Source organism: Streptomyces coryli (assembly GCF_011044975.1).
Classification (GTDB): Bacteria; Actinomycetota; Actinomycetes; order Streptomycetales; family Streptomycetaceae; genus Streptomyces; species Streptomyces coryli.
The window spans coordinates 1-25,148 of the sequence record NZ_JAAKZV010000111.1; the positions used below are offsets into that span (position 1 = coordinate 1).

Sequence of the window (25,148 nt, forward strand, 5' to 3'; positions counted from 1 at the left end):
CACCCGCCCTTTGTCATTCGCTGCGAGGTGTAACGGGTGCTTCGGGATTTGCTCACTTACGTCATTCTTGCGTTCCCTCAGAGAAACCTCATGTCCGCATAACGAACGGAGAACGAACAGAAGCCTTATGGGAGTGAAGGGAGTTATGCCCGGTTTGTGGTGTGAAGTGGATCACCTGAGTGGCCCGGATCACGTGGTAGGAACTGCGGACCCGCAGGTTCCATTTCCTTCCGCGACGCGACAGTCGAGGTACCCCCCATGGCAAGCAATCAGTCGCTCACCGAGCGCATTGACGAAGGCGTCAGCAACGTCTTCCAGCCCGTCTCGGATTTCCTCTCCGAATGGGTCTTCAAAGAGGTCACCCTTTTCGGAACCTCCTTCCCGTGGATCGTCGGGTGGCTGGTTGTCGCCGGCGCTGTTTTCTCGCTGTACTTCGGCTTCGTGCAGTTCCGCCACATGGGCACCGCGATCAAGCTGGTCCGCGGCAAGTGGGACTTCTCGGACGCCCCCGGTGAGGTCACCCACTTCCAGGCGCTGACCTCCGCCGTCTCCGGCACCGTCGGCCTCGGCAACATCGCCGGTGTGGCCGTCGCGGTGACGATCGGCGGGCCGGGTGCCACCTTCTGGATGATCATCTGCGGCCTGCTGGGCATGGCGACCAAGTTCGTCGAGTGCACCCTGGGCGTCCGCTACCGGGATGTGCACGAGGACGGCACGGTCTCCGGCGGCCCCATGCACTACCTCCGCAAGGGCCTGGCCGAGCGCGGCCTCGGCGGCCTCGGCAAGGTGCTGGCGGCCGGCTCCGCCGCGATGCTGCTCTTCTTCACCTTCTTCGGCGGCAACCTCTTCCAGGTCAACCAGTCCCTGGAGCAGCTGAAGTCCGTCACCGGCAAGGACGACAGCGTCTTCGCGTCCTCCGGCGGCGCCATCCTCTTCGGCGTGCTGATCGCCGTGGTCGTCGCGCTGGTCCTGATCGGCGGCGCCAAGTCCATCGGCAACGTCACCAGCAAGCTGGTCCCGGTCATGGGCATCATCTACGTGGGCGCCTGCCTCATCGTCATCGGCCTGAACATAGCCGACGTGCCGGCCGCGATCGCCACCATCTTCGAGGGAGCGTTCAACCCCGAGGGTGTCACCGGCGGTGTCATCGGCGCCCTGATCGTCGGCTTCCAGCGGGCCGCGTTCTCCAACGAGGCCGGCATCGGCTCCGCGCCCATCGTGCACTCCGCGGTGAAGACCCGGCACCCGGCCTCCGAGGGCGTCGTGGGCCTGCTCGAGCCGTTCATCGACACGGTCGTCATCTGCACCATGACCGCGCTGACCATCGTCATCGCGTCCACGCCGAGCTGGGACAAGGCCCGTGAGGCCGCGGCCGCCGGCAACCCGCCGAGCGACGGCGTCTCCCTGACCTCGGACGCCTTCGAGTCGGCCATCCCGTGGTTCCCGTACGTCCTCGCCCTCGCGGTGCTGCTCTTCGCCCTCTCCACGGTCATCACCTGGGGCTACTACGGCATGAAGTGCTGGACGTACCTGTTCGGCCGCGGCAAGGCCAGCGAGGCCATCTACAAGGTCACCTTCTGCGTCATGGTGGTCCTGGGCGCGCTGCTCTCCCTCGGCACCCTGGTGAGCATGGCGGACGCGTTCCTCTTCATGGCCGCGGTGTTCAACATCATCGGCCTGTACTTCCTGGCTCCGCTGGTCAAGAAGGAGCTGAAGAAGTTCGTCGCCTTCACCAAGGGCGAGGAGAAGGCCGACGAGCCGGATCAGGACACGGCCAAGGTTCCGGCGTACGAGTCCAACTGACGTCGCGCCGACGCAAGAAGAGGCCTGGTCCCGCACCGCTCAGCGGTGCGGGACCAGGCCTTTTCCGGTTCGGTTACGCCCAGAGCTGGCCCTGCAGCGCCGCCACCGCGGCCTCCGTCGACTCGGCCGTGTAGATGCCCGTCGACAGGTACTTCCAGCCGCCGTCCGCGACGATGAAGACGACGTCCGCCGCCTCGCCCGCGCGCTCGGCCTTGCGGGCCACGCCCAGCGCGGCGTGCAGCGCCGCGCCGGTGGAGACGCCCGCGAAGATGCCCTCCTGGGCGAGGAGTTCGCGGGTACGGGTGACCGCGTCCTCGGAGCCGACCGAGAAGCGGGTGGTGAGCACCGACTCGTCGTACAGCTCGGGGACGAAGCCCTCGTCGAGGTTGCGCAGGCCGTAGACCAGGTCGTCGTAGCGCGGCTCGGCGGCCACGATCTTCACGTCCGGTACGTGCTCGCGCAGGTAGCGGCCCGCGCCCATCAGCGTGCCCGTGGTGCCCAGGCCCGCCACGAAGTGGGTGATGGAGGGGAGGTCCTCGAGGATCTCCGGGCCGGTCGTCGCGTAGTGCGCGCCGGCGTTGTCCGGGTTGCCGTACTGGTAGAGCATCACCCAGTCCGGGTGCTCCGCCGACAGCTCCTTCGCCACCCGTACCGCCGTGTTGGAGCCGCCCGCGGCGGGCGACGAGCGGATCTCGGCGCCCCACATGGCGAGCAGCTGGCGGCGCTCCTCGCTGGTGTTCTCCGGCATCACGCAGACGATGCGGTAGCCCTTGAGCTTGGCCGCCATCGCCAGGGAGATGCCGGTGTTGCCGGAGGTCGGCTCCAGGATGGTGCAGCCGGGGGTCAGGCGGCCGTCCTTCTCCGCCTGCTCGATCATGTGGAGCGCGGGGCGGTCCTTGATCGAGCCGGTGGGGTTGCGGTCCTCCAGCTTCGCCCAGACGCGGACGTCGTCCGCGGGGGAGAGGCGCGGGAGGTGGACCAGCGGGGTGTTGCCGACGGCGGCGAGGGGGCTGTCGTAGCGGGCCATCAGTGCATGCCGCCGGCTACGGCCGGAAGGATCGTCACGCTGTCGCCGTCGGTGAGCTTGGTGCCGATGCCGTCGAGGAAGCGGACGTCCTCGTCGTTGAGGTAGACATTCACGAAGCGGCGCAGGTCCCCGTCGTCGACGAGGCGCTCGCGCAGGCCGGTGTGCCGGGACTCCAGGTCCTCGAAGAGGGCGGAGAGGGTGTCGCCCTCGCCGGACACGGCCTTCTGGCCGTCGGTGTAGTTGCGCAGGATGGTCGGGATGCGGACCTCGATGGCCATGGCTGTCTCCGTAACGACGGATGTGCGCGCGTCGGCGCAGCGGGAAATGGGGCTGGGGGGTGCGTCGGGCCGCGGAGCAGGGGGCGGGCGCTCAGGCGGCGGCGCAGCGCTGCGGACACATCGCGCTGGCGAGGCGGCACAGGTCGACGTGCAGGCGCGCGACGAGCAGCATGCCCGGCTGCTTCTCCGCGGTCGTAGTCACGTCGTGGTCAACCATGCGGTCATCGTATCGATTCCGCGGCGCGGGCCAGAACGCCTGTATCAGGATGCGGACACGGTTTTGGACGCGGGTGCGGCGGGGCTTGGGCCGTGGGGCGCCGCGGACTCAGGAGACGGTGGCTGTGGCGTAGTCGGCGACCACCTGGACGTCTTCCTCCGTGACTACGCCGTCCACGATGTGGAATGAGCGGAAGGAGACCGGGCCCTCGTCGTTCCCGCACTCGGCGGTGGAGACCAGGACGTAGTGGGCGCCGGGCTCGTTGGCGTACGAGATGTCGGTACGGGACGGGTACGCCTCGGTGGCCGTGTGCGAGTGGTAGATCACCACCGGCTCCTCGTCGCGGTCGTCCATCTCGCGGTAGAGCTTCAGCAGGTCCGTCGAGTCGAACTCGTAGAACGTGGGGGAGCGGGCCGCGTTCAGCATCGGGATGAAGCGCTCAGGACGGCCGTCCGCCGGGGCGGGCGTGGGCCCCGCCACCACGCCGCAGGCCTCGTCCGGGTGGTCGGCGCGGGCGTGGGCGACGATCTGGTCGTGCAGGGCCTGGGTGATGGTCAGCATGACGGAAAGGATAAGCACGAGGGCGTCGGCGCTATGCTTCGGCGGTAACGGGAGAGGAGGGCCGGACGCATGGATCTGCATCGCTACGTAGCCGTGTGCCGCGTGCACCTCAGTGCGCTCTTCCTCCTTCTCGCCGGGCTGCTGATCGACGAGGGCGGCTTCGCGGCCGGCTTCGCGGGGGCCGCGGCGAGTGCGGCGCTGGTGCTGCTCTGCTCGGCGCTGGCCCATGCCGCTGCCGCCCGGCCGGAGCCCCCGGGCCGGGTGCGGACCGCGATCCGGGATCGCGAGTTGCGCACCGCCTTCCTGCCGCAGCGCGATCCCGATGCGGCAGGCCGCCCGCGGCCCAGGGCACCCGGGTTCGTCGTCTGACGACCGCGGCTGCGTAGGGCTGGACCCTCAAGGGGCAGCTGCGTGTCGTCGTGAGCTCTCAGCCAACGACGACCCCGCCCGGGAGGGCCTCCCATGTCTGTCTTCTCGTTTCTCGGCGACCTGCTGTCCGGCATCGCCAACGTCATCGACCCCGTCTTCGGCGACTCCGCCGCCGCGGTCGCCGTGATCGTCTTTACGCTCCTCGTCCGCCTCTCCCTGCACCCCCTCGCCCGCGCCGCGGTCCGCGGCGAGAAGGCGCGGGCCGAACTCGCCCCGCAGCTGGCGGAGCTGCAGCGCAAGCACAAGGGCAACCCGGAGAAGCTGCAGCGGGCCATGACGGACCTGTACAAGGAGACCGGTTCCTCGCCACTGGCCGGCTGCGGGCCTGTGCTGCTGCAGCTGCCGGTGTTCATGGTGATGTACCGGCTCTTCTCCGGCCACGACCACGACCTGCTCGACCACACCCTGGGCGCCGCCCAGCTCGGCGACCGCTGGGCGGACGCGCTCGGCAACGGCGGGATGTTCGGCGCGGAGGGTCTGGTCTACGTGACCCTCTTCGCGGTGATCGCGGCCGTGGCCACGTGGAGCTTCCTGCAGACCCGGCGGCTCGCGGCCGTGGCGGCCCGGAAGCGCGAAGAGGCGCAGGCCGCCGACCAGGCATCCCGTAAGACCTCCGGCAAGAAGGCCGCCGCCAAGTCCGCTGCCCCCGAAAGTCCGCTGTCTCCCGAGACCATGGCCGGGATCACGAAGTGGATGCCCCTGCTCGCCTTCGGGACGCTGGTGACCGCGGCCGTCGTGCCGCTCGCCGCCGGGCTCTACCTCGCCACCACCACCGCCTGGACCGTCGCCGAGCGCGGCTATCTGCGGCGTGAGCGGCCTCTTCCGGCCGAGGCCATCGGGTCCACAGGCTGAACTGGGTCTTGCGTACCTGAACTCCTTCTTGGAGGATCAACCAATTCGGAGATGGGAGTGACACACATGAAGCTGCTGCGAGTCGGACCGGCGGGAGCGGAGCGCCCGGCCCTCCTCGACGCCGAGGGGACGCTGCGCGACCTCTCCGGAGTGGTGCCCGACATCGACGGGGCGCTGCTCGGCGACGGCGCCGCGCTCGCCCGCGTGCGCCAGGCCGCCGAGGGCGGCGAGCTGCCCGCGCTGGACGCCACCGGGATACGGATCGGGGCGCCCCTGGGCCGTATCGGCAAGGTGGTCTGCATCGGGCTGAACTACCACGGCCACGCGAAGGAGACCGGGGCCCAGATCCCGGCGGAGCCGATCCTGTTCATGAAGGCCCCGGACACCGTCGTCGGCCCGAACGACACCGTGCTGGTGCCGCGCGGCAGCGAGAAGACCGACTGGGAGGTCGAGCTCGCGATCGTCATCGGGCGGACCGTGCGCTATGCGCAGAGCGACGAGGAGGCGCTCGCCGCGGTCGCGGGTTACGCGGTCTCCAACGACGTCTCCGAGCGCGAGTACCAGCTCGAGCGCGGCGGCACCTGGGACAAGGGCAAGAACTGCGAGACCTTCAACCCGCTCGGCCCGTGGCTGGTCACCGCCGACGAGATCGCGGACCCGCAGGCGCTCGACCTCAAGCTGTGGGTCAACGGCGAGCTGAAGCAGCAGGGCAACACCGGCGACCAGATCTTCGGCGTCGCCGAGGTGGTCCGCTACCTGAGCCGCTTCATGACGCTCTACCCGGGCGACGTCATCAACACCGGCACCCCGGCGGGCGTCGCCATGGGCCACCCGGACCCGAAGCCGTATCTGCGGGCGGGCGACGTCATGGAGCTGGAGATCGAGGGCCTGGGGCGGCAGCGCCAGCAGCTCAAGCCGGCCTAGCCACCGCCCCGGCCCCCCTCAGCCGATCAGTTCCTTCACCACCGGGGCGAGTGCCCTGAAGGCCTTGCCCCGGTGGCTGATCGCGTTCTTCTCGTCGGGGGTGAGCTCCGCGCAGGTACGGGACTCGCCGAGCGGCTGCAGGATCGGGTCGTAACCGAACCCGCCGTCGCCCACCTGCTCCCGCCGCAGCGTGCCCTCGAGCTTCCCCTCGACCACCCGCTCCGTGCCGTCCGGCAGCGCCAGCGCCGCGGCGCAGGCGAAGTGGGCGGCGCGGTGCTCGTCGGCGATGTCGGAGAGCTGCGCCAGCAGCAGGTCCAGATTCGCCTTGTCGTCGCCGTGCTTGCCCGCCCAGCGGGCGGAGAAGATGCCGGGCGCGCCGCCGAGCACGTCCACGCACAGGCCCGAGTCGTCGGCGACCGCGGGCAGTCCGGTGGCCTTGGCCAGGGCGTGCGCCTTGAGCAGCGCGTTCTCCGCGAAGGTCACGCCGGTCTCGGGCACGTCCGGGATCTCCGGATACGCGTCCGCGCCGACCAGCTCCACATCGAGACCGGCGTCCGCCAGGATGGCGCGCAGCTCGGTGACCTTGTGGGCGTTACGGGTGGCGAGGATCAGCCGCTGCGTCACGAGGTGCACACCTTCGAGAGTTCACCCGCCGCGCTCGTGATGCCGCTCAGGTCCGGCGTCGGGTCGCCGCCCTCGGCGGACTTCTGGGCGTTGTTCACCGCGGTCTGCAGGTCCTCGACCGCCTTGCCGACATCGGCGTTGTCCGACTTGTCGGAGAACTTGTCCAGGTCCTTGTCGATCTTGTCGAGCGCGTCCTGCGCCGCCTGCGGGCTCTCGCCGGCGCCGCCGACCACGTCCTGCAGCTGCTCGACGTCCTTGGAGATCTCGGTCGCCAGCTGGGCGCAGTCGAGCGCCTTGTCCACGGCGCTGCAGCCGACCAGCGCGGTCGCCGACAGGGCGGCCGCGGCCGTCAGTATTGCGATACGGGCCTTCACTTCGGTACCTCCAGTACCTCGCGCTGCAGCTGATCCAGTTCCGCGCAGCCGGACACCGCCAGGTCCAGCAGCCCGTCCAGTTCGGCGCGGTCGAAGGGGACGCCCTCCGCGGTGCCCTGCACCTCGACGAAGCGGCCGTCGCCGGTGCAGACGACGTTCATGTCGGTCTCGGCGCGCACATCCTCCTCGTAGCAGAGGTCGAGCAGCGGCACCGAGCCGACGATGCCGACGCTGACGGCGCCGACGGTGCCGGTCAGCGGGTTGGACTTGGAGCGGATCAGGCGCTTGCCCTGCGCCCAGGTCACCGCGTCCGCCAGCGCCACGTACGCGCCGGTGATGGCTGCGGTACGGGTGCCGCCGTCGGCCTGCAGCACGTCGCAGTCGAGCACGATGGTGTTCTCGCCGAGCGCCTTGAAGTCGATGACCGCGCGCAGCGAGCGGCCGATCAGCCGGGAGATCTCGTGGGTGCGGCCGCCGATCTTGCCGCGCACGGACTCCCGGTCGCCGCGGGTGTTGGTGGAGCGCGGCAGCATCGCGTACTCCGCGGTGACCCAGCCCTCGCCGCTCCCCTTGCGCCAGCGCGGCACGCCCTCGGTGAGGCTGGCGGTGCACAGCACCCGGGTGTCGCCGAACGAGACCAGCACCGAGCCCTCGGCGTGCTTGCTCCAGCCGCGCTCGATGGTCACGGGGCGGAGCTGATCGGGCCGGCGGCCGTCGTATCGGAGGCCTTCGAGGCCCGCAGTACCAGCAGTAGACATGGGCCCGACCCTATCCGCCGCGGGGGAGGGGCGGGAAACGCGTGGCATGCGTGAGCCCCCCGACCCGGATGGGGGAGCGGGGGGCTGAAATCCGCGGGGAGGGACGTCAGTCCTCCATCAGGTCCTCGATGTCGGAGGCGATCGGGTCGGCGTCGGTGCCGATGACGACCTGGATCGCCGTGCCCATGGACACCACGCCGTGCGCGCCGGCGGCCTTCAGCGCGGCCTCGTCCACCAGCGACGGGTCCTCGACCTCGGTACGGAGGCGGGTGATGCAGCCCTCGACCTCGACGATGTTCTCGATGCCGCCGAGACCGGCGACGATCTTCTCAGCCTTGCTGGCCATGTCCCACACTCCAGTTTTCTTCATTGGGCACTGGTCTACGCCAGTATGCGACACGGCCGGGCCTTATGGCCCGCCGGGAGTTGGTCAATACGGGACGTATTCCCCTGGCGGGATCGTGTGAGGAGATCGAGGATTCCTTTAAGCAGTCCCTACGTGCTACAACAGGTCTACACCACTCACAGGTGTAGACCACGCGCGCTCATCCGGGCGCTCGTGCGAGGAAGCGCCGCCGCTCCCAATCCCCTGGCGGCGATGTGCCCCATGGAGGATGAAATGTCCACGGCCACCCCCGCGGCCGCCGCGAAGAAGGGCGGCGGGTCTGGCTTCATGGCCAAGGCGCAGCGCCTCGGCCGCAGCCTGATGCTGCCGATCGCGACGCTCCCCGCAGCCGCGCTGCTCACCCGTCTCGGCGCCGACGACATGCTCGGCAAGGAGTCGCTGCCGGACTTCCTGAACCGGATCGCCCAGTTCATGCAGGCGGGCGGCAACGCGCTGCTCAGCAACATGGCCTTCCTGTTCGCCGTCGGCATCGCCATCGGCTACGCGAAGAAGTCGGACGGCTCCACGGCGCTCGCCGCCGTCGTCGGCTACCTGGTCTTCAAGGACGTCCTGGCCACGTTCCACGACTCCAACACCGACGCCCCGGTGGACGCCGGTGTGCTGGGCGGCGTCATCATCGGTCTGGTCACCGCGCTGCTCTACCAGCGCTTCCACCGCACCAAGCTGCCGGACTGGCTGGGCTTCTTCGGCGGCCGCCGCCTGGTGCCGATCCTGGCGTCCTTCGCGGGCCTGCTCATCGCCATCGTCATGGGCTACATCTGGCCGGTCCTCGGCACCGGTCTGCACAACTTCGGTGAGTGGCTGGTCGGCTCCGGCGCCGTCGGCGCGGGCATCTTCGGCGCGGTCAACCGCGGTCTGATCCCGATCGGCATGCACCACCTGCTGAACTCCTTCCCGTGGTTCCAGGCCGGCTCCTTCGAGAAGGCCGACGGCTCCGTCGTGCACGGCGACATCGCGCGCTTCCTCGCCGGCGACCCGACCGCGGGCCAGTTCATGACCGGCTTCTTCCCGATCATGATGTTCGGCCTGCCGGCCGCCTGCCTCGCGATCTACCACTGCGCCCGTCCGGAGCGCCGCAAGGTCGTCGGCGGCATGATGTTCTCCATCGCGCTCACCGCCTTCATCACCGGCGTGACCGAGCCGATCGAGTTCACCTTCATGTTCATCGCCCCGGTGCTGTACGCGATCCACGCGGTGCTGACCGGTATCTCGATGGCGCTGACCTGGGCGCTCGGCATGAAGGACGGCTTCGGCTTCTCGGCCGGCGCGATCGACTTCGTGCTGAACCTGGGCATCGCGTCCAACCCGTGGGGCCTGGCGCTGGTCGGCCTGTGCTTCAGCGTCGTGTACTACTTCGTCTTCCGCTTCGCGATCACGAAGTTCAATCTCCCGACGCCGGGCCGCGAGTCCGACGAGGAGATCGAGCAGGAGGAGAAGGACCAGTACAAGGCCTGATCCCCGCGCAGTAGCAGACGAGGCCCCCGGCACCGTGCAGGTGCCGGGGGCCTCGTGCGTTGAAGCGGAGGCTCAGACCTCGTAGACCGCGCCCGCCCGTGCCAGCTCCACCGGGCCGCCGTACACGGACTGCGCGTCGCGGAGGTTGACCTCGGCGTCCGTCCACGGCGGGATGTGGGTGAGGATCAGCCGCCCCACGTCCGCCCGCGCGGCGAGCTCGCCGGCCTCGCGGCCGTTGAGGTGCAGCTCCGGGATCTCTTCCTTGCCGTGGGTGAAGGAGGCCTCGCACAGCAGCAGGTCCGCGCCCTCGCTCAGCGACTCCAGCGACCCGCACGGGCCGGTGTCGCCGCTGTAGACCAGGGAGCGGCCGCCGTGCTCGATGCGGAAGGCGTACGCCTCGACCGGGTGCGCCACCCGGTCGGTGTGCACGGTGAACGGGCCCAGCTCGAAGGAGCCGCCCTGCAGCGTGCGGAAGTCGAAGACCTCGGCCATCGACGAGTCGGAAGGGGTGTCCGCGTACGCCGTGGTCAGGCGCTGCTCCGTGCCCTTCGGCCCGTATACGGGCATCAGGCCCGCGCGGCCGCCGTCGTGCCGGTAGTAGCGGGCCACGAAGTACGCGCACATGTCGATGCAGTGGTCCGCGTGCAGATGGCTGAGGATGATCGCGTCGAGGTCGTACAGGCCGCAGTGGTTCTGGAGCTGGCCGAGGGCGCCGTTGCCCATGTCGAGCAGCAGCGAATAGCCCTCGGCCTCGACGAGATAGCTCGAGCAGGGGGATTCCGCGGAGGGGAACGAGCCCGAGCATCCGACGACGGTGAGTCTCATGCTGGCAGGAACCTCCGTCGGTGCTTTCCGGGTCCATCGAGCGTAAGCCGCGAAACCGCTGGTGGTCCCGGTGGCGGCCGCGGTTGTGGGCGGAATCACCGCCGTTCCGCGCCCCGGAACCGGGGCCCCGCAGGCCGCCCCGCGCTGCCGGACCTTATCGCAGCACCGGGCGTGACCTGCGCTTTCGCCGGTACGTCCGTGTGTCGGCCCGGGTCATGAGCCGAGGAAGTCGCGGGTGATCTTGATGAGCCCGGTCGGGTCCGCGAACCAGTCCATGTGGCCCTCGCCCGGGACCTCCACGAGGCGGCTGTCCGGGATCGCCGCGTGCAGCTGCCGGGAGCCCTCGACGGGGATCATGGCGTCCTCGCCGAAGCCGACGACCAGCGTGGGTGCGGTGATCGACGGGAGCAGCTGCCGGATGTCCACCTGCAGGCCGGCGTCGATCTGCCGGCCGATGCCGGCCGGCGGCCAGGCGTCGGCGAGCGAGGCCGCCAGGCCCTCGTGGCCGAAGCGGTCCAGGGCGGCGGCGCTGAAGCCGGTCAGGGCGGCGAAGCGCTTGAACGCCTCGCGGTCGGTGGCCAGCAGCCGCTGCCAGGTCTCGAAGTAGTAGCGGTCGCGCGGTCCGGTGGAGTGCGCCCAGCCGGCCACCAGCACGAGCCGGCGGACGAGTTCGGGGTGGGTGGCGGCGACGGCGGCCGCGCCGACCGCGCCGAGGGAGAAGCCGAGCAGGTCCACCGGTCCTTCGGTGCCGGCGGCCCGTATCGCCGCCGCGATCTGGTCGGTGATCAGGTCCACCGTCAGCTCGCCGCCGTCGTCCTCGGTGCGGCCGCTGCCGCTGAAGTTGGGGCGGATGACGGTGCGGGTGTCCGTGAAGTGGCCGACGACGTTGCCGAAGACCTTGTCGGCGTCGCCACCGGTGCCGTGGACCAGGGCGAGGCCGGGTCCCCGGCCGTCGAGCTCGTAGTGGACGCGGCTGTTACGGGCGGCAGTGGTGAACGGCATGGTGCGCCTCCTGAGACTTGAGTGAGCGCTGATTAGGTGAGTGCTAAGGTAAGTGGCACTTGTGCGAGTGTCAATTAAATGAGCGCTGGCCTATCTGGCTCGGGAGGATTTGTGGTGGACGCGGTGGAGGGCGTGCTGGAGCAGTGGCGCCGGGAGTTCCCCGATCTCGACGTCTCGCCGATCGGCGTCGTTGGGCGGATCATGCGGCTGTCCCGGCTGTGGGACAAGGAGATCAAGGGCTTCCTCGCCGAACACGGCCTGGAACCGGGCGAGTTCGACGTCCTGTCCACGCTGCGGCGCTCCGGAGAGCCGTACGAGCTGACCGCCGGGACCTTCCTCAAGGCCTCCCTCGTCACCACCGGGGCGATCACCCTGCGGGTCGACCGGATGGCCGGCAAGGGCCTGGTCACCCGTGTCCCCGGCGACACCGACCGCAGGTCCGTGAAGATCCGCCTCACCCCGCAGGGCCTGGAGCTGATCGACCGGGTGCTCCCCCTCCATCTGGAGAACGAGGCGCGCCTCCTGGAAGGCCTCGGCGCCGGCGAACGGCAGCACCTCGCCGGCTCCCTCGCCACGCTGCTGGAGTCCCGCGGCGACACCCCCGCCGGGTGAGTGTCTACGATCAGCGCATGGACACGTCTTGGTGGCTCGCGCTCGCCGCTGTCGCCGTGCTGGCGATCATCGCGGCGCTGGTGGACAGCTGGGGCCGGCTGTCCCGGGCGCACCGGCGCGACGGGCGGGCGAAGGTGCGCCGCGCCGGCCGGCCGCCGGTGGTGCGGGCGGGGGAGATCTGGTGGGCCGACGTGCCCTTCGAGGACAGCGACCGGTCGAAGGACCGGCCGTGCCTGGTCGTACGGGTGGACGGGGACACGGCGTCGGTCGTGAAGATCACCAGCAAGTTCCACGGCGAGCGGCCCGGCATCATCCCGCTGCCCCCGGGGTCGGTGAGCGACCGGCGGGGCCGGACCAGCTACCTGGAGACGGATGAGGTCCGCGAGGTCGAGGTGTGGGACTTCCGGCGCAAGTCGGGGACCGTGGACCCGGCGATCTGGGACCAGGTGAAGTACCTGGCCGACGGGTGACCCGCGCTTACAGATCCGCCTTCGACGTGCCCTTCAGGTGCTCCAGGTTCAGCGCCGCCGCCATCGCGCGGTAGCCCTTGTCGTTCAGGTGCAGGTGGTCGCCGGAGTCGAACTCCCGGTTCAGCCGCGAGGGCTTGCGCGGGTCGCGCAGGGCCTTGTCGAAGTCGACGACGTCGTCGAAGACCTTGCCCGAACGGATCTGCCGGTTCACTTCCTGCCGGATCCGCTCGCCGCGCTTGGAGTACATCAGGTGGCCCTCGTACGGCATCAGCGTCGCGCCGGTCACTTGCAGGCCGCGGGCGTGCGCCTGGCTGACGATCTTCTTCAGGGCGCCGACGATCCGCTTCGGGTCGCGCTGCTGCGGCGGCTTGAGGATGTCGTTGATGCCCAGCTCCACCACCACGGCCTTCACGCCGGCGCGGGAGAGCACGTCGCGGTCGAGGCGGGTCAGCGCGCTCGGGCCGTTGTTCGGGTAGTAGCGGGAGCCGTCGTAGAGCAGCCGGTTGCCGCTTATGCCCATGTTGACCACGCCGTAGCGCGGGGCGCGCGGCTCCGTGCGCAGGCGGTTGGCGAGGAAGTCCGTCCAGCGGTGGTTGGCGCCGGCGGTCGAGGTGACGCCGTCCGTAAGGGAGTCGCCGAGGACGACGACGGAGCCGCGGGACTCGGCCGACCAGACGTCGACGCCGGTGAGGTAGCGCCAGTACGGGGACTGCTCGGAGTACGCCGTGCCGTTGGCGTCCTCGGTGTAGTCGCCGCGGGCCAGGTAGGAGATCTGCCGTGCGTGCGGGTGGTACGTGACCGGGCCCGAGGGGTTCGGCGCGTACGTGGTGACCAGCAGGTCGGCGTCCTCGGGGACGTTCAGCCGGACCGGGTCGCTGACCACGGACTGGCCGGCCGGGATGGTCACCGACTGCCGCTCGCCGAAGGTGAGCCGGCGCATGGTGCCGTCGGCGGCGGTCGGCGTGCTCGGGGCGGCGGCGAGCGCGACGGACGCGTGGGTGATGGTCAGCGGGCGGGTGCCGAAGGTGTTGGAGAGCTGGATCCGGGCGCGGCTCCCTCCGATGGAGGTGTGCACCACATTCCGTATGGACATCCCGGCGAAGCCGTCCTGGGTGCCGGCCTCGGCGGCGGCCGGGGCGGCGCCCCAGGTGCCGGCCCAGCTGCCGGACAGGGCGGGGGCGGCGGAGCTGCGGGGCCGGCCGGCGGCCGCGTCACCGCGGGAGTCGTCGCCCCCCGACAACGCGTAGATAGCGGCGGAAACCAGCACCACAAGGGCTGCGAACGCAGCCATCACGGCGTAACCGGCTCGTCTGTCCACGCGCTGCGTCTCCTGGGTGTCGGTGTCGTTCGTCCCGCGAAAGCGGTTCGTCATCTTATCGGCGGGACGACACTGTCCCGGATGCGGCAGGGGTGAAGCCCATCAGGGGTGCACCCTGGGGATAGACGCAGGGAACCTGTTGTTCGTTCCAGGAGTGGAAGAGAAAGAAAGTGACCGCTGCCACGGGGAGAATACCCGGCAGGGGCGTCAGCTGAACGGGCGGAGCGGATGGAACGGACTATCGAGGGCAAAGCGGAAACCAGCGGGCCGGTCCCGCGCGGCGTGGCCGGTTTCGCGTACACCGAGGCCGACGAGGAGAAGCGGCGCGGCGTACGGCAGATGAAGCTGATCGCCACCGGGCTGCTGGTGCTGGCCGCCGCGGTGTTCATCTTCGCCAAGGTGATGGACCACAACGGCCACGGCGCCTGGACCGGCTATCTCGCCGCGGCCGCCGAGGCCGGGATGGTCGGCGCGCTGGCGGACTGGTTCGCGGTCACCGCGCTCTTCAAGCGCCCGATGGGGCTGCCGATCCCGCACACCGCGATCATCCCGACGAAGAAGGACCAGCTCGGGCAGAGCCTCGGCGACTTCGTCGGCGAGAACTTCCTGTCCGCGGACGTCGTACGGTCCCGGCTGCACCAGGTCGGCATCGGCCGCCGCTTCGCCGGCTGGCTCGGCGAGCCCGCCAACGCCGACCGGGTCACCGGTGAGGTCTCCACCGCGCTGCGCGGCGCGCTGACCGTGCTGCGCGACTCCGATGTGCAGGCGATCGTCGGCGAGGCGATCAACCGGCGGGTGTCGCAGGTCGAGGTCGGCCCCGGGCTCGGGAAGCTGCTGGAGCAGGTGGTCGCCGACGGCGGGCACCGGCGGGTGGTGGACCTGGTCTGCGAGCGGGCCGAGATCTGGCTGGTCGCCAACAACGACTCGGTCATGAACGCCATCGCCGGCGGCGCCCCCGGCTGGACCCCGCGCTTCGTGGACCGCAAGGTCGGCGAGCGGGTCTACAAGGAACTGCTCCGCTTCGTCACCGAGATGCGCGACTGGCCCGAGCACCCGGCCCGCGGCGCCATCGACCGCTTCCTCCGCGACTTCGCAGGCGATCTGCAGTCGGACACCGCGACCAGGGCCCGGGTGGAGCGGCTGAAGTCGGAGATCCTGGCGCGGGACGAGGTGCAGGACTTCATCGCCTCGGCCTGGTCCTCGCTGCGCACGATGATCGTCGGCGCCGCCGGCGACGAGCAGAGCGAGCTGCGGCTGCGGGCGCGGGCGGCGATCCTCGGCTTCGGCAGGCGGATGGAGGCCGACGAGCGGCTGCAGGCGAAGGTCGACGGCTGGGTGGAGGACGCGGCGACGCATGTGGTGACGACGTATCAGCGGCAGATCACGTCGCTGATCACCGACACGGTGGCGGCGTGGGACGCGGATCAGACGTCGCGGAAGATCGAGGCGCACATCGGGCGCGACCTGCAGTTCATCCGTATCAACGGCACGGTGGTCGGGTCGCTGGCGGGCTTGATCATCTACACCGTCTACCAGGCGATCGTGAGCTGACGCCTCAGTCCGCCGCGGATTCCCAGACGAAGCCGTCCGGGTCGGTGAAGGCGCCGGCGTCGCCGCCGACCGCGAGCCGGTGCGATCCGCTGCCCTCCGCCGACGGGACGCCGGCGACCTTGGCCAGGCCGCGCTTGGGGTAGAGCGACAGCTTCACGACGCTCGACGACCCGTCGAACTCGACGTACTTGCCGCCGAAGCTCTTCGCCACCTTCAGGCCGCGGTCGACGTAGAACTGCTTGCTCGCGCTCATGTCCGCGACGCCCAGCAGCAGCACGATCTCGTCGATCTGCCGGCTGTCGGGACCGGTGTCCTTCTTCGACGAGCTCGCGAGCTGCCAGACCGTCCCGTCCGGGGCCTGCACGACGCCGCCGTAGCCCCACAGGGACTTCTTGGCGGGCTTGAGCTCGGTGGCGCCGGCGTCGATGGCGGCGCCGAACAGGCCGTTGACGATGGACGGCTGGGACACGATGAGCGACACGGTGAAGCCGCGGAAGCCGGAGGTCGGCGCGTCCGAGGCCCGCAGGCGGACCTGCTTGTCCAGGCCGAAGGCGTCGGCGTAGAAGCGCTGGGCGGCCGCGGTGTCGGCCACTTCGAGGGTGAGGTGCTCGATGGAGGTCATGCGTTCAAGCTAGCCGCGGCCCGGTGCCGGGCGCTTCTCCGATCCTGACCGCTGTCCCGCTAACGTCTGACGCGTGTTCAGACGATCATTGCTATGGCTGCTGGTGCCCTTCGTCCTGTACGGAGCGGCGCTGCCGCTGGTGAACCGGGTCGAGCCGCGCGTCCTCGGCCTCCCGTTCTTCTTCGCCTGGCTGGCGTTCGCTACGGTCGCGACCCCCGTCGCGGTGTGGATGACCTGGCGCGCCGACCGCCGGGACGGCCGCGCGTGAACGCGACCGTCGCCACCAGCGTCTTCGCCGTCTTCATGGTGCTCACCCTGGGCCTCGGCCTCGCGGCGGTACGCGGCCGGGCCACCCGCGGCCGCGGTGCCCTCGCCGAGTGGTCCGTCGGCGGGCGCAGCCTCGGCGCCGTCTTCATCTGGGTGCTGATGGCCGGCGAGGGCTATACGAGCTTCAGCTACCTCGGCGCGGCCGGCTGGGGCTACAACTTCGGCGCCCCCGTCCTCTACGTGATCGCCTACATGTCCTGCGGCTACGCCATCGGCTACGTCGTCGGCCCGATGCTCTGGTCGTACGCCCGCCGCCACGGCCTGGTCTCGATCACCGACATGGTCGCCCACCGCTTCGGCTCCCCCTGGGCGGGCGCGGCGGTCGCGGTGCTGGCGACCGTGTGCCTGCTCCCGTACATCCAGCTGCAGATCACCGGCATGGGCGTGGTCGTCTCGACCATCTCGTACGGGGCCATCTCCCTCAACTGGGCCTACTTCATCGCCTTCGCCGTCACCACCGCCTTCGTCACCGTCAGCGGCCTGCGCGGCAGCGCCTGGGTGTCGGTGCTGAAGGACATCCTGGTGATCGTCACGCTCGCCTTCCTCGCGGTGTACGTGCCGCTGCACTACTTCGGCGGCTACGGCGAGCTGCTGGACCGGCTCGTAGCGACGAAGGCGGAGTGGCTGACGCTGCCGGGGCACGAGTCGGGCGGGCTCGGCAAGGCGTGGTTCGCGTCGACCACTTTCCTCAATGCCCTGACCGTGGTCATCTTCCCGACCACGGTGGCGGGGTACCTGGGCGCGCGCAGCGCCGACGCGCTCCGCCGGAACGCCGTCGCGCTGCCCTTCTACAACCTGCTGCTCTTCGTCCCGATGCTGCTCGGCATGGCCGCGATCTTCGTCGTCCCGGGCCTCGTCGGCGCGGAATCCAACCTCGCCCTCTTCGAGCTCGTCACCGACTCCCTCCCGGCGTGGGCGGTCGGCGTCATCGGCGCCGCGGCGGCGCTGTCGTCGATCGTGCCGATGGCGGTGTTCATGCTGGTCATCGGCACGATGTGGGGCAGCAGCGCGCTCAGCCTCATCCCCCGCCTGGCCGGGAGGGAGAAGCAGGCCTCGCAGGCCGTCGTGGTCGTGGCGGGCGCGCTCGCCCTGCTGATGACGTACGCCGCCCCGAACACCCTCGTGCGGCTCTCGCTCATCTCGTACGCGGGCATGGCCCAGCTCGTGCCGACCCTGCTGCTCGGCCTGGTCTGGCGGCGGCTCACCCTCGCGGGGGCGGCGGCCGGGCTCGTCGTCGGCGAGGCGCTGGTGGCCTGGCTGATCTTCTCCGGCCGCGATCCCGTGTGGGGTGTCAACGCCGGCCTGGTCGCCCTCGCCGCGAATGTCGCCGTCGCCCTCGCGGTCACCCGCTTCGGGCCGCGTCCGGCCCCCGACCCGCGCCCGGACGCGGAGGTGCTGGCTTCGGACACCGTGTGAGGACGTTCCCCACCTCAGATCACCACTGTCCGAACTCTGGGTGAACCGCGCCGAGTTGCCCGCTCCGCCGTGTTTGGCTGCCGTCGACCAGCGATCCGGCAGTCCGGTGGGGGAGAGCAGTGAGGCATGTACGTACAGCGGCGGCCGGCGCCGCACTGCTGCTGACAGGAACGCTCGCCGCCTGCGGCACCGTGCTCGGCGACGACGGCGCGGGGCCCGGCGACCCGATCCGGGTCGGCACCACCGACAAGGTCACCTCCCTCGACCCGGCGGGCGCGTACGACGCCGGGTCCTGGGCGCTGATCGGCAGCCTCCACCAGAGCCTGCTCTCCTTCGCCCCCGGCTCCTCCGAGCCGGTCACCGACGCCGCCGACACGTGCAACTTCACCAGCCGCGAGCTGCACACCTACCGCTGCACCCTGAAGTCCGGGCTGACCTTCTCCGACGGCACCCCGCTCACCGCCGCCGACGTCGTCTTCTCCTTCCGCCGCACGCTGCGGATCAAGTCCCCGACCGGACCCGCCTCGCTGCTGGCGAACCTCCGCTCGGTCGAGGCCCGCGGCGACACGGTCACCTTCAAGCTGCGCACCCCCGACGCCACCTGGCCGTACAAGATCGCGGGCGGCGCGGGCGCCATCGTCAGCCGGGAGCATTACGAGCCCGGCAAGCTGCGCACCGGGGACGGGGTGACCGGCTCGGGCCCGTACGAGCTGCGCGGCTACGCCCCCGGCCGGACGGCGGAGCTGGTCCGCAACGATCGCTACCGGGGCGCGCTGAAGGTGCGCAACAAGGCCGTGACGGTGCGCTATTACGGCACCCCCGACCGGCTCGCCACCGCGTGGCGGGACCGCAGCCTCGACGTCGTCAGCCGCGACCTGCCGCCCATGGACTACCAGGGCCTGGACGCGGCCGCCCCGAGCCAGGACGGCGTGCGGGTCTTCGCCGGACCCGGCACCTCCACCCGCGGCCTGGTCTTCAACCTCCGCGACTCCTCGCCGATGTCGGACCCCGCGGTGCGCCAGGCCGCCGCCGCGATCGTGGACCGGCAGGCCTTGGCGGGCGACGCGCGGATGCACACCGTGGACCCGCTGTACTCGCTGATCCCGCGCGGCATCGTCGGGCACTCGTCCGCCTTCTACGACCGGTGGGAGAAGCCGGACCCGGAGGCGGCGCGGAAGCTGCTGGCGGACGCGGGGGTGCAGACGCCCGTGGAGTTCACGCTCGGATACGACGCCGGCGGCGGGCATCGCCGGGAGACCGAGCAGCTGGCGGCGCAGCTGGAGGCGACGAAGCTGTTCAAGGTGGAGCAGCGGCCGGTGCCCTGGGAGAAGTTCACCGGCCAGGCCTTCGCCGGCGGCTTCGACGCCTTCACCATGGGCTGGCTGCCGGACTTCCCCGACCCGGACACGTATGTCGCCTCGGCGGTCTCGGCGCAGAACGCGTACCGCAACGGCTACCGCAGCGACGAGGTCGAGCGGCTGATCCAGCAGACGCAGCAGGAGTCCGACCGGGCGGGCGCGGTGAACGCCTTCAAGGCGATCGACCGCGCGGTGGCGCGGGACGTCCCGGTGCTCCCACTGTGGCAGGCGAAGGACTACACCCTGGCCACGGACCGGATCAGCGGGATCGAGAACCTGATCGACGCGAGCGGGGCATGGCGGGTGTGGGAGCTGGGCCGGGAGACGGACTAGCTCAGTCGCCGCGCTCCAGCCTGCGCTGCTCCTTCTCCCGGAGGCGGTCGGCCCGGCGCCGCTTGCGGCTGGTGCCGACGCCGCCCCAGAAGGCGAAGCCCGTAATCACGACGCGCGGCGCGCCCGGCGCTCCCGGAAAGCCCGTCTGCGCGTGGTCGAAGCCGCCCATGATGCCGAGCCCGCGCACCTCGAGCTCGATGTCCGGGGGCAGCACGACGTTCACGCCACCCATGATCGTGATGCAGCGGATCTCGGCGACGTCCGCCTCGAAGTCGGCGTCCCGCAGATCGAGTTCGCCGCCGCCCCAGAACGCGAAGGCGGTGAAGCGGCGCGGCACGGTCCAGCGCCCCTTGCGCTGGAAGCCGCCCATGATGCCGATGCCCTTGGTGGACGTGGCCTGCCCGCCGATGCGGCCGGGCCAGGCGCCGGGGGCGGGTTCGGCGGCCGGCGCGCGGTCCGTCGCGGTCTGCACCGGCAGGTCCCGGGTGAGCGGCTCCAGTTCGGCGTAGGTGCGCGCCTTGTACGTCTCCTCCAGCCGCTCTTCGAACTCCTCCATGCCCAGCCGCCCCTCGGCCATCGCATCCCGCAGGATGCCGGCGACCCGGTCGCGGTCGGCGTCGGAGGCGCGGAGCTCGGGCAGGCTGTTATGTCCGGGGTCGCTCGTCATGGCCCTCAGCCTACGGAGCGTCAGGCCCCCGCGTACATGCGCGCGATGACGTCCTCGATGTCCGGCTCCCGCACGGACAGGTCGACCAGCGGATAGCGCTCGGCGAGCGCGGTCACGACCGGCGCGGCACTGGCGCCGGCCGGGAAGGCCAGCCACTGGCGCGGCCCTTCGGTACGGACCGTACGGGCGCCGTCGACGCTGACCGGCGGCAGCTCGCGCTCGAAGTCGACGACGAGGGTGCGCTCGCTCTCGCCGATGGCGTGCAGGCCGCCGAGGTCGCCGTCGTAGACGAGGCGGCCGTGGTCGATGACCATGACGCGCTTGCAGAGCTGCTCGATGTCGGTGAGGTCGTGGGTGGTGAGCAGGACGGTGGTGCCGCGCTCGGCGTTGAGGTCATGCAGGAACTCGCGGACCTTGGCCTTGGAGATGACATCGAGGCCGATGGTCGGCTCGTCGAGGTAGAGGACTTCCGGGTCGTGGAGCAGAGCGGCCGCGATGTCGCCGCGCATGCGCTGGCCGAGGGAGAGCTGGCGGACGGGGACGTCGAGCAGGGCGCCGAGGTCGAGGAGGTCGACGCAGCGGTCGAGGTTCTTGCGGAAGCGCGGCTCCTCGATCCGGTACATGCGGCGCATCAGCTGGTACGAGTCGCGCAGCGGCAGGTCCCACCACAGGGTGGTGCGCTGGCCGAAGACGACGCCGATCCGCTGCGCGAGCGCGGTGCGCTCGCGGGAGGGGTCGAGCCCGGCGACGCGGACGCGGCCGCCGGACGGGGTGAGGATGCCGGTGAGCATCTTGATGGTGGTCGACTTCCCGGCGCCGTTGGGCCCGATGTAGCCGACCATCTCCCCGCGGGGGACGGTGAACGAGATGCTCTCGACGGCGTGCACCTCGTGCCGGGTCCGCTTGAGCCGGCCCGCCCGGCGTCGTACGACGAAGGTCTTCCGGAGCTCGTCGAGCTCGATGACCGCTTCCTCCATGTGTCCTCAGCTCCCTGTCGACCGGTAACCGCGCAGCCCCGCCCGCCAGGCGAATCCCGCGATCGTGCACGCGATCAGCGCCACCGCCGGCGACGCGAAGTCCACCCACCCCGGCAGGCCCAGCCGGTCCTCACGGCCGAGGATCCGGCCGATCGGCAGCCAGTTCACGAAGGCCAGCGGGATGATGAAGGTGGCTCCCCACACCAGGTCCTTCGCGAAGATCGTCGGCGGGTACTGCAGCAGCGTGTCGCCGCCGTACGTGAACGCGTTCTGCACTTCAGAGGCGTCGTTCGCCCAGAACTGGAACGCCGCGCCGCAGGTGTAGATCGCCCCGTAGATCCCCAGCCCGCTCAGCACCGTGACCGGCAGCAGCACCAGCTTCCACCACGTCCAGTCCACGTCCACCTGGGTCAGCGCCCAGATCAGCACCAGCACGCCCTGGCTGATCCGTCCCAGCCGGCGCAGCGCGAAGCGGTCCGCCGTCACCTGCGCGAAGACCGGCACCGGGCGCACCAGCAGCGCGTCCATCGTGCCGTCGCGGACCCGCGCGCCGAGCCGGTCGAGGCTGCCGAGGAGCAGGTCGGCGAGGCCGAGCGAGGTCGCGGACGTGCCGTACAACAAGGCGACCTCGGCGACCGTGAAGCCGCCGAGCACATCCGTGTGCGTGAACATGATCATGATCGCGACGAAGTTGAGGAAGGTGCTGACGAAGCTGCCCAGCACCATCAGCGCGAACGACGTCCGGTACGCCAGCGTCGCCCGCACCCACATCGCCACGATCAGCCCGTAGCCGCGCAGCCCCAGGTACAGCCGCTCACCCACCCTGGACCACCACCCGCCGCGTCGCGACCGCCTGCACCGCGCGCCCGAGCGCCAGCAGCACCAGCGCCCAGGCCGCCTGGAAGCCGAGCGCCGCCAGCAGCCCCACGCCCTCGTGCCGGCCGAGCAGCACATCCGCCGGGACCTGCAGCAGCGCCGACCACGGCAGCCGTTGCGCGATCTCGCCGAAGGTGCCGGGGAAGACCGTGAGCGGCAGCAGCATGCCGGAGAAGAACATCGACAGCATGGTCGAGAACATGTTGACCCCGGTGGCGTCCAGCAGCCAGAAAGCCGACAGCCCCACCAGATACCGCAGCGCGAAGCTGACCACGCACCCCAGCGCCACCGACAGCAGGAACACCAGCCACCGCAGCGGCGACGCGGGCAGCGCCAGGTCGAAGGCGAGCGCCCCGGCCGCCAGCGGCACCGCCCCGCGGCCGATTAGCTGCAGCGCGGCCCGGCCCAGGTCCTGGGCGAGGTACCACAGTTGCAGGTCCACCGGCCGGTAGAGGTCGATGGCGATGTCGCCGGTGCTGATCCGGGACTGCAGCTCGTCGCTGAAGCCACCGCCGAAGAGCGCCGCGGCCGCGATCAGGCACTGCCCGGTCCAGACGAAGGTCAGCGCCTGCGACTGGTCGTACCCGCCGAGCCCCGGGCGCTCGTCCCAGAGGGCGATGAAGGTGTACGCGAGGATGAAGCCGAAGACGGTGTTGGTGAAGACCCCGGCCGCGGTGGCGATGCGATACGTCGCATAGCGCCGGAAGCCGCCCGCCGCGACGAGCGCGTACAGCCGCATGTGATCCACTCCCACAAAGAACCGGACCTTAGCCCAGACGAGTTGTGCGCTGCCATCGCTTTTTCGCCCTGCCTTGGGAACGGTACAGAAGATGCGAGAGTGGGTTGAAATAGGACGAATCCAATCTTTTGCAGAGGCGACCAGAGACGCATGAGCCAGAGCGAGACGCCAGAGCCTGACACCACCCCCGAACCCGCGCAGGAAGCCGCCGGGCCCGGTGCTCTCCACATCGGCGTCCCATCCGGCGAAGCCGACGCGGAGCAGGGCCCGGAGACCCCGGACACCCCGGAGCCCGCGGAGCCCGCGGCGCCGAAGGCGCCATCGCGCAGGCGCCGCCGCCGGCTGCTGCCCAGCTGGCACACCGTCACCGGCTCCGCGCTGCTCTTCGTCGCGCTCTGCTCGGGCGCCTTCGCCGTGGGCTATATGGCGGTCGACATGCCCGAGCCCAACCACGCCGCGGTCGCCCAGTCCAACCTCTTCACCTACTCCGACGGCACCGTGCTCGCCAGCGACGGCGAAATCGACCGCGAGTCGGTCGGCATCGAGCGGATCCCGGAGCCGGTACGGGACGCCGTACTGGCCGCCGAGGACCGCAACTTCTACACCGACTCGGCCGTGAACCCCGCCGCGATGGTCCGGGCCGGCTACCGGACGATGACCGGCAAGGGCAAGCAGTCCGGCTCGACCATCACCCAGCAGTACGTGAAGAACTACTACCTGGACCAGACCCAGACGGTCTCGCGGAAGGTCAAGGAGTTCTTCATCTCCATCAAGCTGGACCGCGAGGCCACCAAGGACGAGATCCTCGAGGGCTACCTCAACACCAGCTACTTCGGGCGTAACGCGTACGGCATCCAGGCAGCGGCGAAGGCGTACTACAACAAGGACGCCCAGGCCCTGAACGTCGCCGAGGGCGCCTACCTCGCGGCCCTCCTCAACGCCCCCAACTACTTCGACGTCACCGCCAACCCGCAGAACCGCGCCGCCGCCGAGGCCCGCTGGAACTACGTCCTCGACGGCATGATCACGCAGGGCTGGCTGACCCCGAAGCAGCGCGCTCGCCTCACCTTCCCGGAGCCGCTGCAGGCCAAGCCCCGCGAGGGCCTGTCCGGACAGCGCGGCTATCTCGTCGAGGCGGTCAAGAGCTACCTCACCGAGAACCGCATCCTGGACGAGAAGACCCTGGCGGCGGGCGGCTTCCGGATCCGTACCACCATCCAGAAGCCGAAGCAGGAGGCCTTCGTCCAGGCGGTGCAGGACGAGCTGATGGGCCAGCTCGACGACTCCCGGCAGGCGGACAAGTACCTGCGGGCGGGCGGCGCGTCCATCGACGTGAAGTCCGGCAAGGTGGTGGCGCTCTACGGCGGCCGCGACTACACCCAGCAGTTCGTCAACAACGCCACCCGCCGCGACTACCAGGTCGGCTCCGCCTTCAAGCCGTTCGTCTTCACCGCGGCGGTGCAGAACCACGCGAAGACCGGCCGCGGCCACACCATCTCGCCGCGCACCGTCTACGACGGCGACTCCAAGCGCCAGGTCATGGACCACAAGAACAAGCGGGTCGGCTACGCCCCGCAGAACCAGGACAACGACGACTACGGGCGGATCTCGGTGGCCGAGGCCACGAACTCGTCGGTCAACGCCGTCTACGCGCAGATGGCCCAGGATGTCGGCCCGGAGAAGGTCCGCCAGACCGCGGTCAAGCTCGGCCTCCCGGACGGCACCCCGGAGCTGCAGGCGCACCCGTCCATCGCGCTCGGCTCCGCGACGGCGTCGGTGCTGGACATGACGCAGGCGTACGCGACGCTGGCGAACCACGGCAAGCGCGGCACGTACGCGATGGTCGAGGGGCTGACGAAGAACGGCGAGGCCTATCCGCTGCCGCCGAACAAGGAGCACCGGGTCGTCTCCCGCAAGGCCGCCGACGCCACCACCGCGGTGCTGAAGTCGGTGGTCGAGGAGGGCTCCGGCGACGAGGCGCAGAACGCGGGCCGCGAGGCCGCGGGCAAGACCGGCACCGGCGAGCACAACCGCTCGGCCTGGTTCGCGGGCTACACCCCGGAGTTGGCCACGGTCGTGGCGATGATGGGGCAGGACTCCGAGAGCGGCATGCAGAAGTCGATGCACGGCGCGCTGGGGGAGAAGCGGATCGGCGGCGGCAAGTACCCGGCGCGGATCTGGGCGGCGTACACGGCGTCGGCCCTGGAGGACGAGCCGGAGCGCTACTTCAACCTGAAGGCCGGCTCAGCGGGCCGCCTCCCGGCACCCCCGCCGCCGCCCACGGTGGACGCCCGGCCCCCGGCCCCGGCACCGGTGCCGGGGCCGGGGGCCGGGCGTCCACCGTGGG

The 25,148-nt window shown here is 70.5% G+C and carries 28 protein-coding genes; 12 read left to right on the forward strand and 16 right to left on the reverse strand.

From position 1 onward, the window contains the following. Positions 1–258: 258 nt before the first annotated feature. Positions 259–1,803, forward strand: a complete 1,545-nt coding sequence (locus G5C51_RS23120) for an alanine/glycine:cation symporter family protein (protein ID WP_165240090.1) — start codon at positions 259–261, stop codon at positions 1,801–1,803. Between the two features lie 73 nt (positions 1,804–1,876). Here G5C51_RS23120 and G5C51_RS23125 read toward each other — a convergent pair whose 3' ends face one another. The 4 genes from G5C51_RS23125 to G5C51_RS23135 all read right to left on the reverse strand — a co-directional run bounded on the left by G5C51_RS23125 (position 1,877) and on the right by G5C51_RS23135 (position 3,886). After that, on the reverse strand, positions 1,877–2,830 hold the full coding sequence (locus tag G5C51_RS23125; RefSeq protein ID WP_165240091.1) for a PLP-dependent cysteine synthase family protein: 954 nt from the start codon (positions 2,828–2,830) through the stop codon (positions 1,877–1,879). After that, on the reverse strand, positions 2,830–3,108 hold the full coding sequence (locus tag G5C51_RS23130; RefSeq protein WP_165240092.1) for a MoaD/ThiS family protein: 279 nt from the start codon (positions 3,106–3,108) through the stop codon (positions 2,830–2,832). Before G5C51_RS23130 ends, G5C51_RS23125 begins: the two co-directional genes overlap by 1 nt. A 91-nt stretch (positions 3,109–3,199) precedes the next feature. After that, on the reverse strand, positions 3,200–3,325 hold the full coding sequence (locus G5C51_RS43815) for a putative leader peptide (protein WP_276617658.1): 126 nt from the start codon (positions 3,323–3,325) through the stop codon (positions 3,200–3,202). Positions 3,326–3,433: 108 nt separating this feature from the next. After that, positions 3,434–3,886: a M67 family metallopeptidase gene (locus G5C51_RS23135; RefSeq protein ID WP_165240093.1), complete on the reverse strand. Its 453-nt coding sequence runs from the start codon at positions 3,884–3,886 to the stop codon at positions 3,434–3,436. A 69-nt stretch (positions 3,887–3,955) separates the two neighbouring features. Here G5C51_RS23135 and G5C51_RS23140 point away from each other — a divergent pair, with 69 nt between their 5' ends. From G5C51_RS23140 to G5C51_RS23150, 3 genes are all read left to right on the forward strand, one after another. Then, positions 3,956–4,255, forward strand: coding sequence for a DUF6412 domain-containing protein (locus tag G5C51_RS23140; RefSeq protein WP_206314225.1), 300 nt, complete (start codon positions 3,956–3,958; stop codon positions 4,253–4,255). A gap of 93 nt (positions 4,256–4,348) precedes the next feature. Then, positions 4,349–5,167 (forward strand): YidC/Oxa1 family membrane protein insertase, encoded by an 819-nt coding sequence (locus G5C51_RS23145; RefSeq protein WP_165240094.1) that lies wholly within the window; start codon positions 4,349–4,351, stop codon positions 5,165–5,167. Between the two features lie 66 nt (positions 5,168–5,233). Further along, positions 5,234–6,091, forward strand: coding sequence for a fumarylacetoacetate hydrolase family protein (locus G5C51_RS23150; RefSeq protein ID WP_165240095.1), 858 nt, complete (start codon positions 5,234–5,236; stop codon positions 6,089–6,091). Positions 6,092–6,109: 18 nt separating this feature from the next. On the opposite strand, the gene rdgB is transcribed toward G5C51_RS23150, so the two are convergent. The 4 genes from rdgB to G5C51_RS23170 all read right to left on the reverse strand — a co-directional run bounded on the left by rdgB (position 6,110) and on the right by G5C51_RS23170 (position 8,217). Continuing rightward, on the reverse strand, positions 6,110–6,715 hold the full coding sequence (gene rdgB / locus G5C51_RS23155; protein ID WP_165240096.1) for an RdgB/HAM1 family non-canonical purine NTP pyrophosphatase: 606 nt from the start codon (positions 6,713–6,715) through the stop codon (positions 6,110–6,112). Beyond that, entirely contained in the window at positions 6,712–7,089 is a 378-nt protein-coding gene (locus tag G5C51_RS23160; RefSeq protein WP_338118271.1) for a hypothetical protein, read from the reverse strand. Before G5C51_RS23160 ends, rdgB begins: the two co-directional genes overlap by 4 nt. Continuing rightward, positions 7,086–7,847, reverse strand: coding sequence for a ribonuclease PH (gene rph / locus G5C51_RS23165; RefSeq protein ID WP_165240097.1), 762 nt, complete (start codon positions 7,845–7,847; stop codon positions 7,086–7,088). Before rph ends, G5C51_RS23160 begins: the two co-directional genes overlap by 4 nt. Positions 7,848–7,953: 106 nt before the next feature. Continuing rightward, positions 7,954–8,217 carry a PTS sugar transporter subunit IIB gene (locus G5C51_RS23170; RefSeq protein WP_165240098.1) on the reverse strand — a complete coding sequence of 88 codons (264 nt, stop codon included), beginning with the start codon at positions 8,215–8,217 and terminating at the stop codon, positions 7,954–7,956. A 249-nt stretch (positions 8,218–8,466) separates the two neighbouring features. Between G5C51_RS23170 and G5C51_RS23175 the strand changes: the two genes are divergently transcribed. Continuing rightward, entirely contained in the window at positions 8,467–9,708 is a 1,242-nt protein-coding gene (locus G5C51_RS23175) for a PTS transporter subunit EIIC (protein WP_165240099.1), read from the forward strand. Positions 9,709–9,780: 72 nt separating this feature from the next. Here G5C51_RS23175 and G5C51_RS23180 read toward each other — a convergent pair whose 3' ends face one another. Next, on the reverse strand, positions 9,781–10,533 hold the full coding sequence (locus tag G5C51_RS23180) for an MBL fold metallo-hydrolase (RefSeq protein WP_165240100.1): 753 nt from the start codon (positions 10,531–10,533) through the stop codon (positions 9,781–9,783). 213 nt (positions 10,534–10,746) lie between these two features. Further along, on the reverse strand, positions 10,747–11,535 hold the full coding sequence (locus G5C51_RS23185; protein ID WP_165240101.1) for an alpha/beta fold hydrolase: 789 nt from the start codon (positions 11,533–11,535) through the stop codon (positions 10,747–10,749). A 114-nt stretch (positions 11,536–11,649) separates the two neighbouring features. Between G5C51_RS23185 and G5C51_RS23190 the strand changes: the two genes are divergently transcribed. Together G5C51_RS23190 and G5C51_RS23195 are read left to right on the forward strand one after the other, a co-directional pair. Continuing rightward, a complete protein-coding gene (locus tag G5C51_RS23190) occupies positions 11,650–12,147 on the forward strand; it encodes a MarR family winged helix-turn-helix transcriptional regulator (RefSeq protein ID WP_338118272.1) in 498 nt (165 codons plus the stop codon). A 17-nt stretch (positions 12,148–12,164) separates the two neighbouring features. After that, positions 12,165–12,617 (forward strand): type II toxin-antitoxin system PemK/MazF family toxin, encoded by a 453-nt coding sequence (locus G5C51_RS23195; RefSeq protein ID WP_165240103.1) that lies wholly within the window; start codon positions 12,165–12,167, stop codon positions 12,615–12,617. Between the two features lie 7 nt (positions 12,618–12,624). Here G5C51_RS23195 and G5C51_RS23200 read toward each other — a convergent pair whose 3' ends face one another. After that, positions 12,625–13,908, reverse strand: a complete 1,284-nt coding sequence (locus G5C51_RS23200) for an SGNH/GDSL hydrolase family protein (protein WP_165240115.1) — start codon at positions 13,906–13,908, stop codon at positions 12,625–12,627. Between the two features lie 255 nt (positions 13,909–14,163). Here G5C51_RS23200 and G5C51_RS23205 point away from each other — a divergent pair, with 255 nt between their 5' ends. Beyond that, positions 14,164–15,486 carry a DUF445 domain-containing protein gene (locus G5C51_RS23205; protein WP_165240104.1) on the forward strand — a complete coding sequence of 441 codons (1,323 nt, stop codon included), beginning with the start codon at positions 14,164–14,166 and terminating at the stop codon, positions 15,484–15,486. A 4-nt stretch (positions 15,487–15,490) separates the two neighbouring features. Here G5C51_RS23205 and G5C51_RS23210 read toward each other — a convergent pair whose 3' ends face one another. Next, positions 15,491–16,108 carry a VOC family protein gene (locus G5C51_RS23210; RefSeq protein ID WP_165240105.1) on the reverse strand — a complete coding sequence of 206 codons (618 nt, stop codon included), beginning with the start codon at positions 16,106–16,108 and terminating at the stop codon, positions 15,491–15,493. 73 nt (positions 16,109–16,181) lie between these two features. Here G5C51_RS23210 and G5C51_RS23215 point away from each other — a divergent pair, with 73 nt between their 5' ends. The 3 genes from G5C51_RS23215 to G5C51_RS23225 all read left to right on the forward strand — a co-directional run bounded on the left by G5C51_RS23215 (position 16,182) and on the right by G5C51_RS23225 (position 19,542). Continuing rightward, positions 16,182–16,376, forward strand: coding sequence for a DUF3311 domain-containing protein (locus tag G5C51_RS23215; protein ID WP_338118273.1), 195 nt, complete (start codon positions 16,182–16,184; stop codon positions 16,374–16,376). After that, complete coding sequence (locus G5C51_RS23220) at positions 16,373–17,851, forward strand: sodium:solute symporter family transporter (RefSeq protein ID WP_165240106.1); 1,479 nt, start codon at positions 16,373–16,375, stop codon at positions 17,849–17,851. The genes G5C51_RS23215 and G5C51_RS23220 overlap by 4 nt, the downstream gene beginning before the upstream one ends. Before the next feature lie 119 nt (positions 17,852–17,970). Next, positions 17,971–19,542 carry an ABC transporter substrate-binding protein gene (locus G5C51_RS23225; RefSeq protein ID WP_165240107.1) on the forward strand — a complete coding sequence of 524 codons (1,572 nt, stop codon included), beginning with the start codon at positions 17,971–17,973 and terminating at the stop codon, positions 19,540–19,542. A gap of 1 nt (position 19,543) precedes the next feature. Here the strand turns inward: G5C51_RS23225 and G5C51_RS23230 are convergent, their stop codons facing one another. The 4 genes from G5C51_RS23230 to G5C51_RS43180 are packed head-to-tail and all read right to left on the reverse strand — an operon-like array spanning position 19,544 to position 22,801. Next, positions 19,544–20,209 carry a DUF1707 SHOCT-like domain-containing protein gene (locus G5C51_RS23230; protein WP_165240108.1) on the reverse strand — a complete coding sequence of 222 codons (666 nt, stop codon included), beginning with the start codon at positions 20,207–20,209 and terminating at the stop codon, positions 19,544–19,546. 20 nt (positions 20,210–20,229) lie between these two features. After that, on the reverse strand, positions 20,230–21,186 hold the full coding sequence (locus tag G5C51_RS23235; RefSeq protein WP_165240109.1) for an ABC transporter ATP-binding protein: 957 nt from the start codon (positions 21,184–21,186) through the stop codon (positions 20,230–20,232). 6 nt (positions 21,187–21,192) lie between these two features. Next, complete coding sequence (locus G5C51_RS23240; RefSeq protein WP_240929872.1) at positions 21,193–21,957, reverse strand: ABC transporter permease; 765 nt, start codon at positions 21,955–21,957, stop codon at positions 21,193–21,195. Positions 21,958–22,000: 43 nt separating this feature from the next. After that, positions 22,001–22,801 (reverse strand): ABC transporter permease, encoded by an 801-nt coding sequence (locus tag G5C51_RS43180; RefSeq protein ID WP_165240111.1) that lies wholly within the window; start codon positions 22,799–22,801, stop codon positions 22,001–22,003. Positions 22,802–22,951: 150 nt separating this feature from the next. On the opposite strand from G5C51_RS43180, the gene G5C51_RS23250 reads away from it, so the two are divergent. Further along, positions 22,952–25,148: transglycosylase domain-containing protein (locus G5C51_RS23250; RefSeq protein WP_165240112.1), on the forward strand; the 2,197-nt coding region annotated here is incomplete at its 3' end.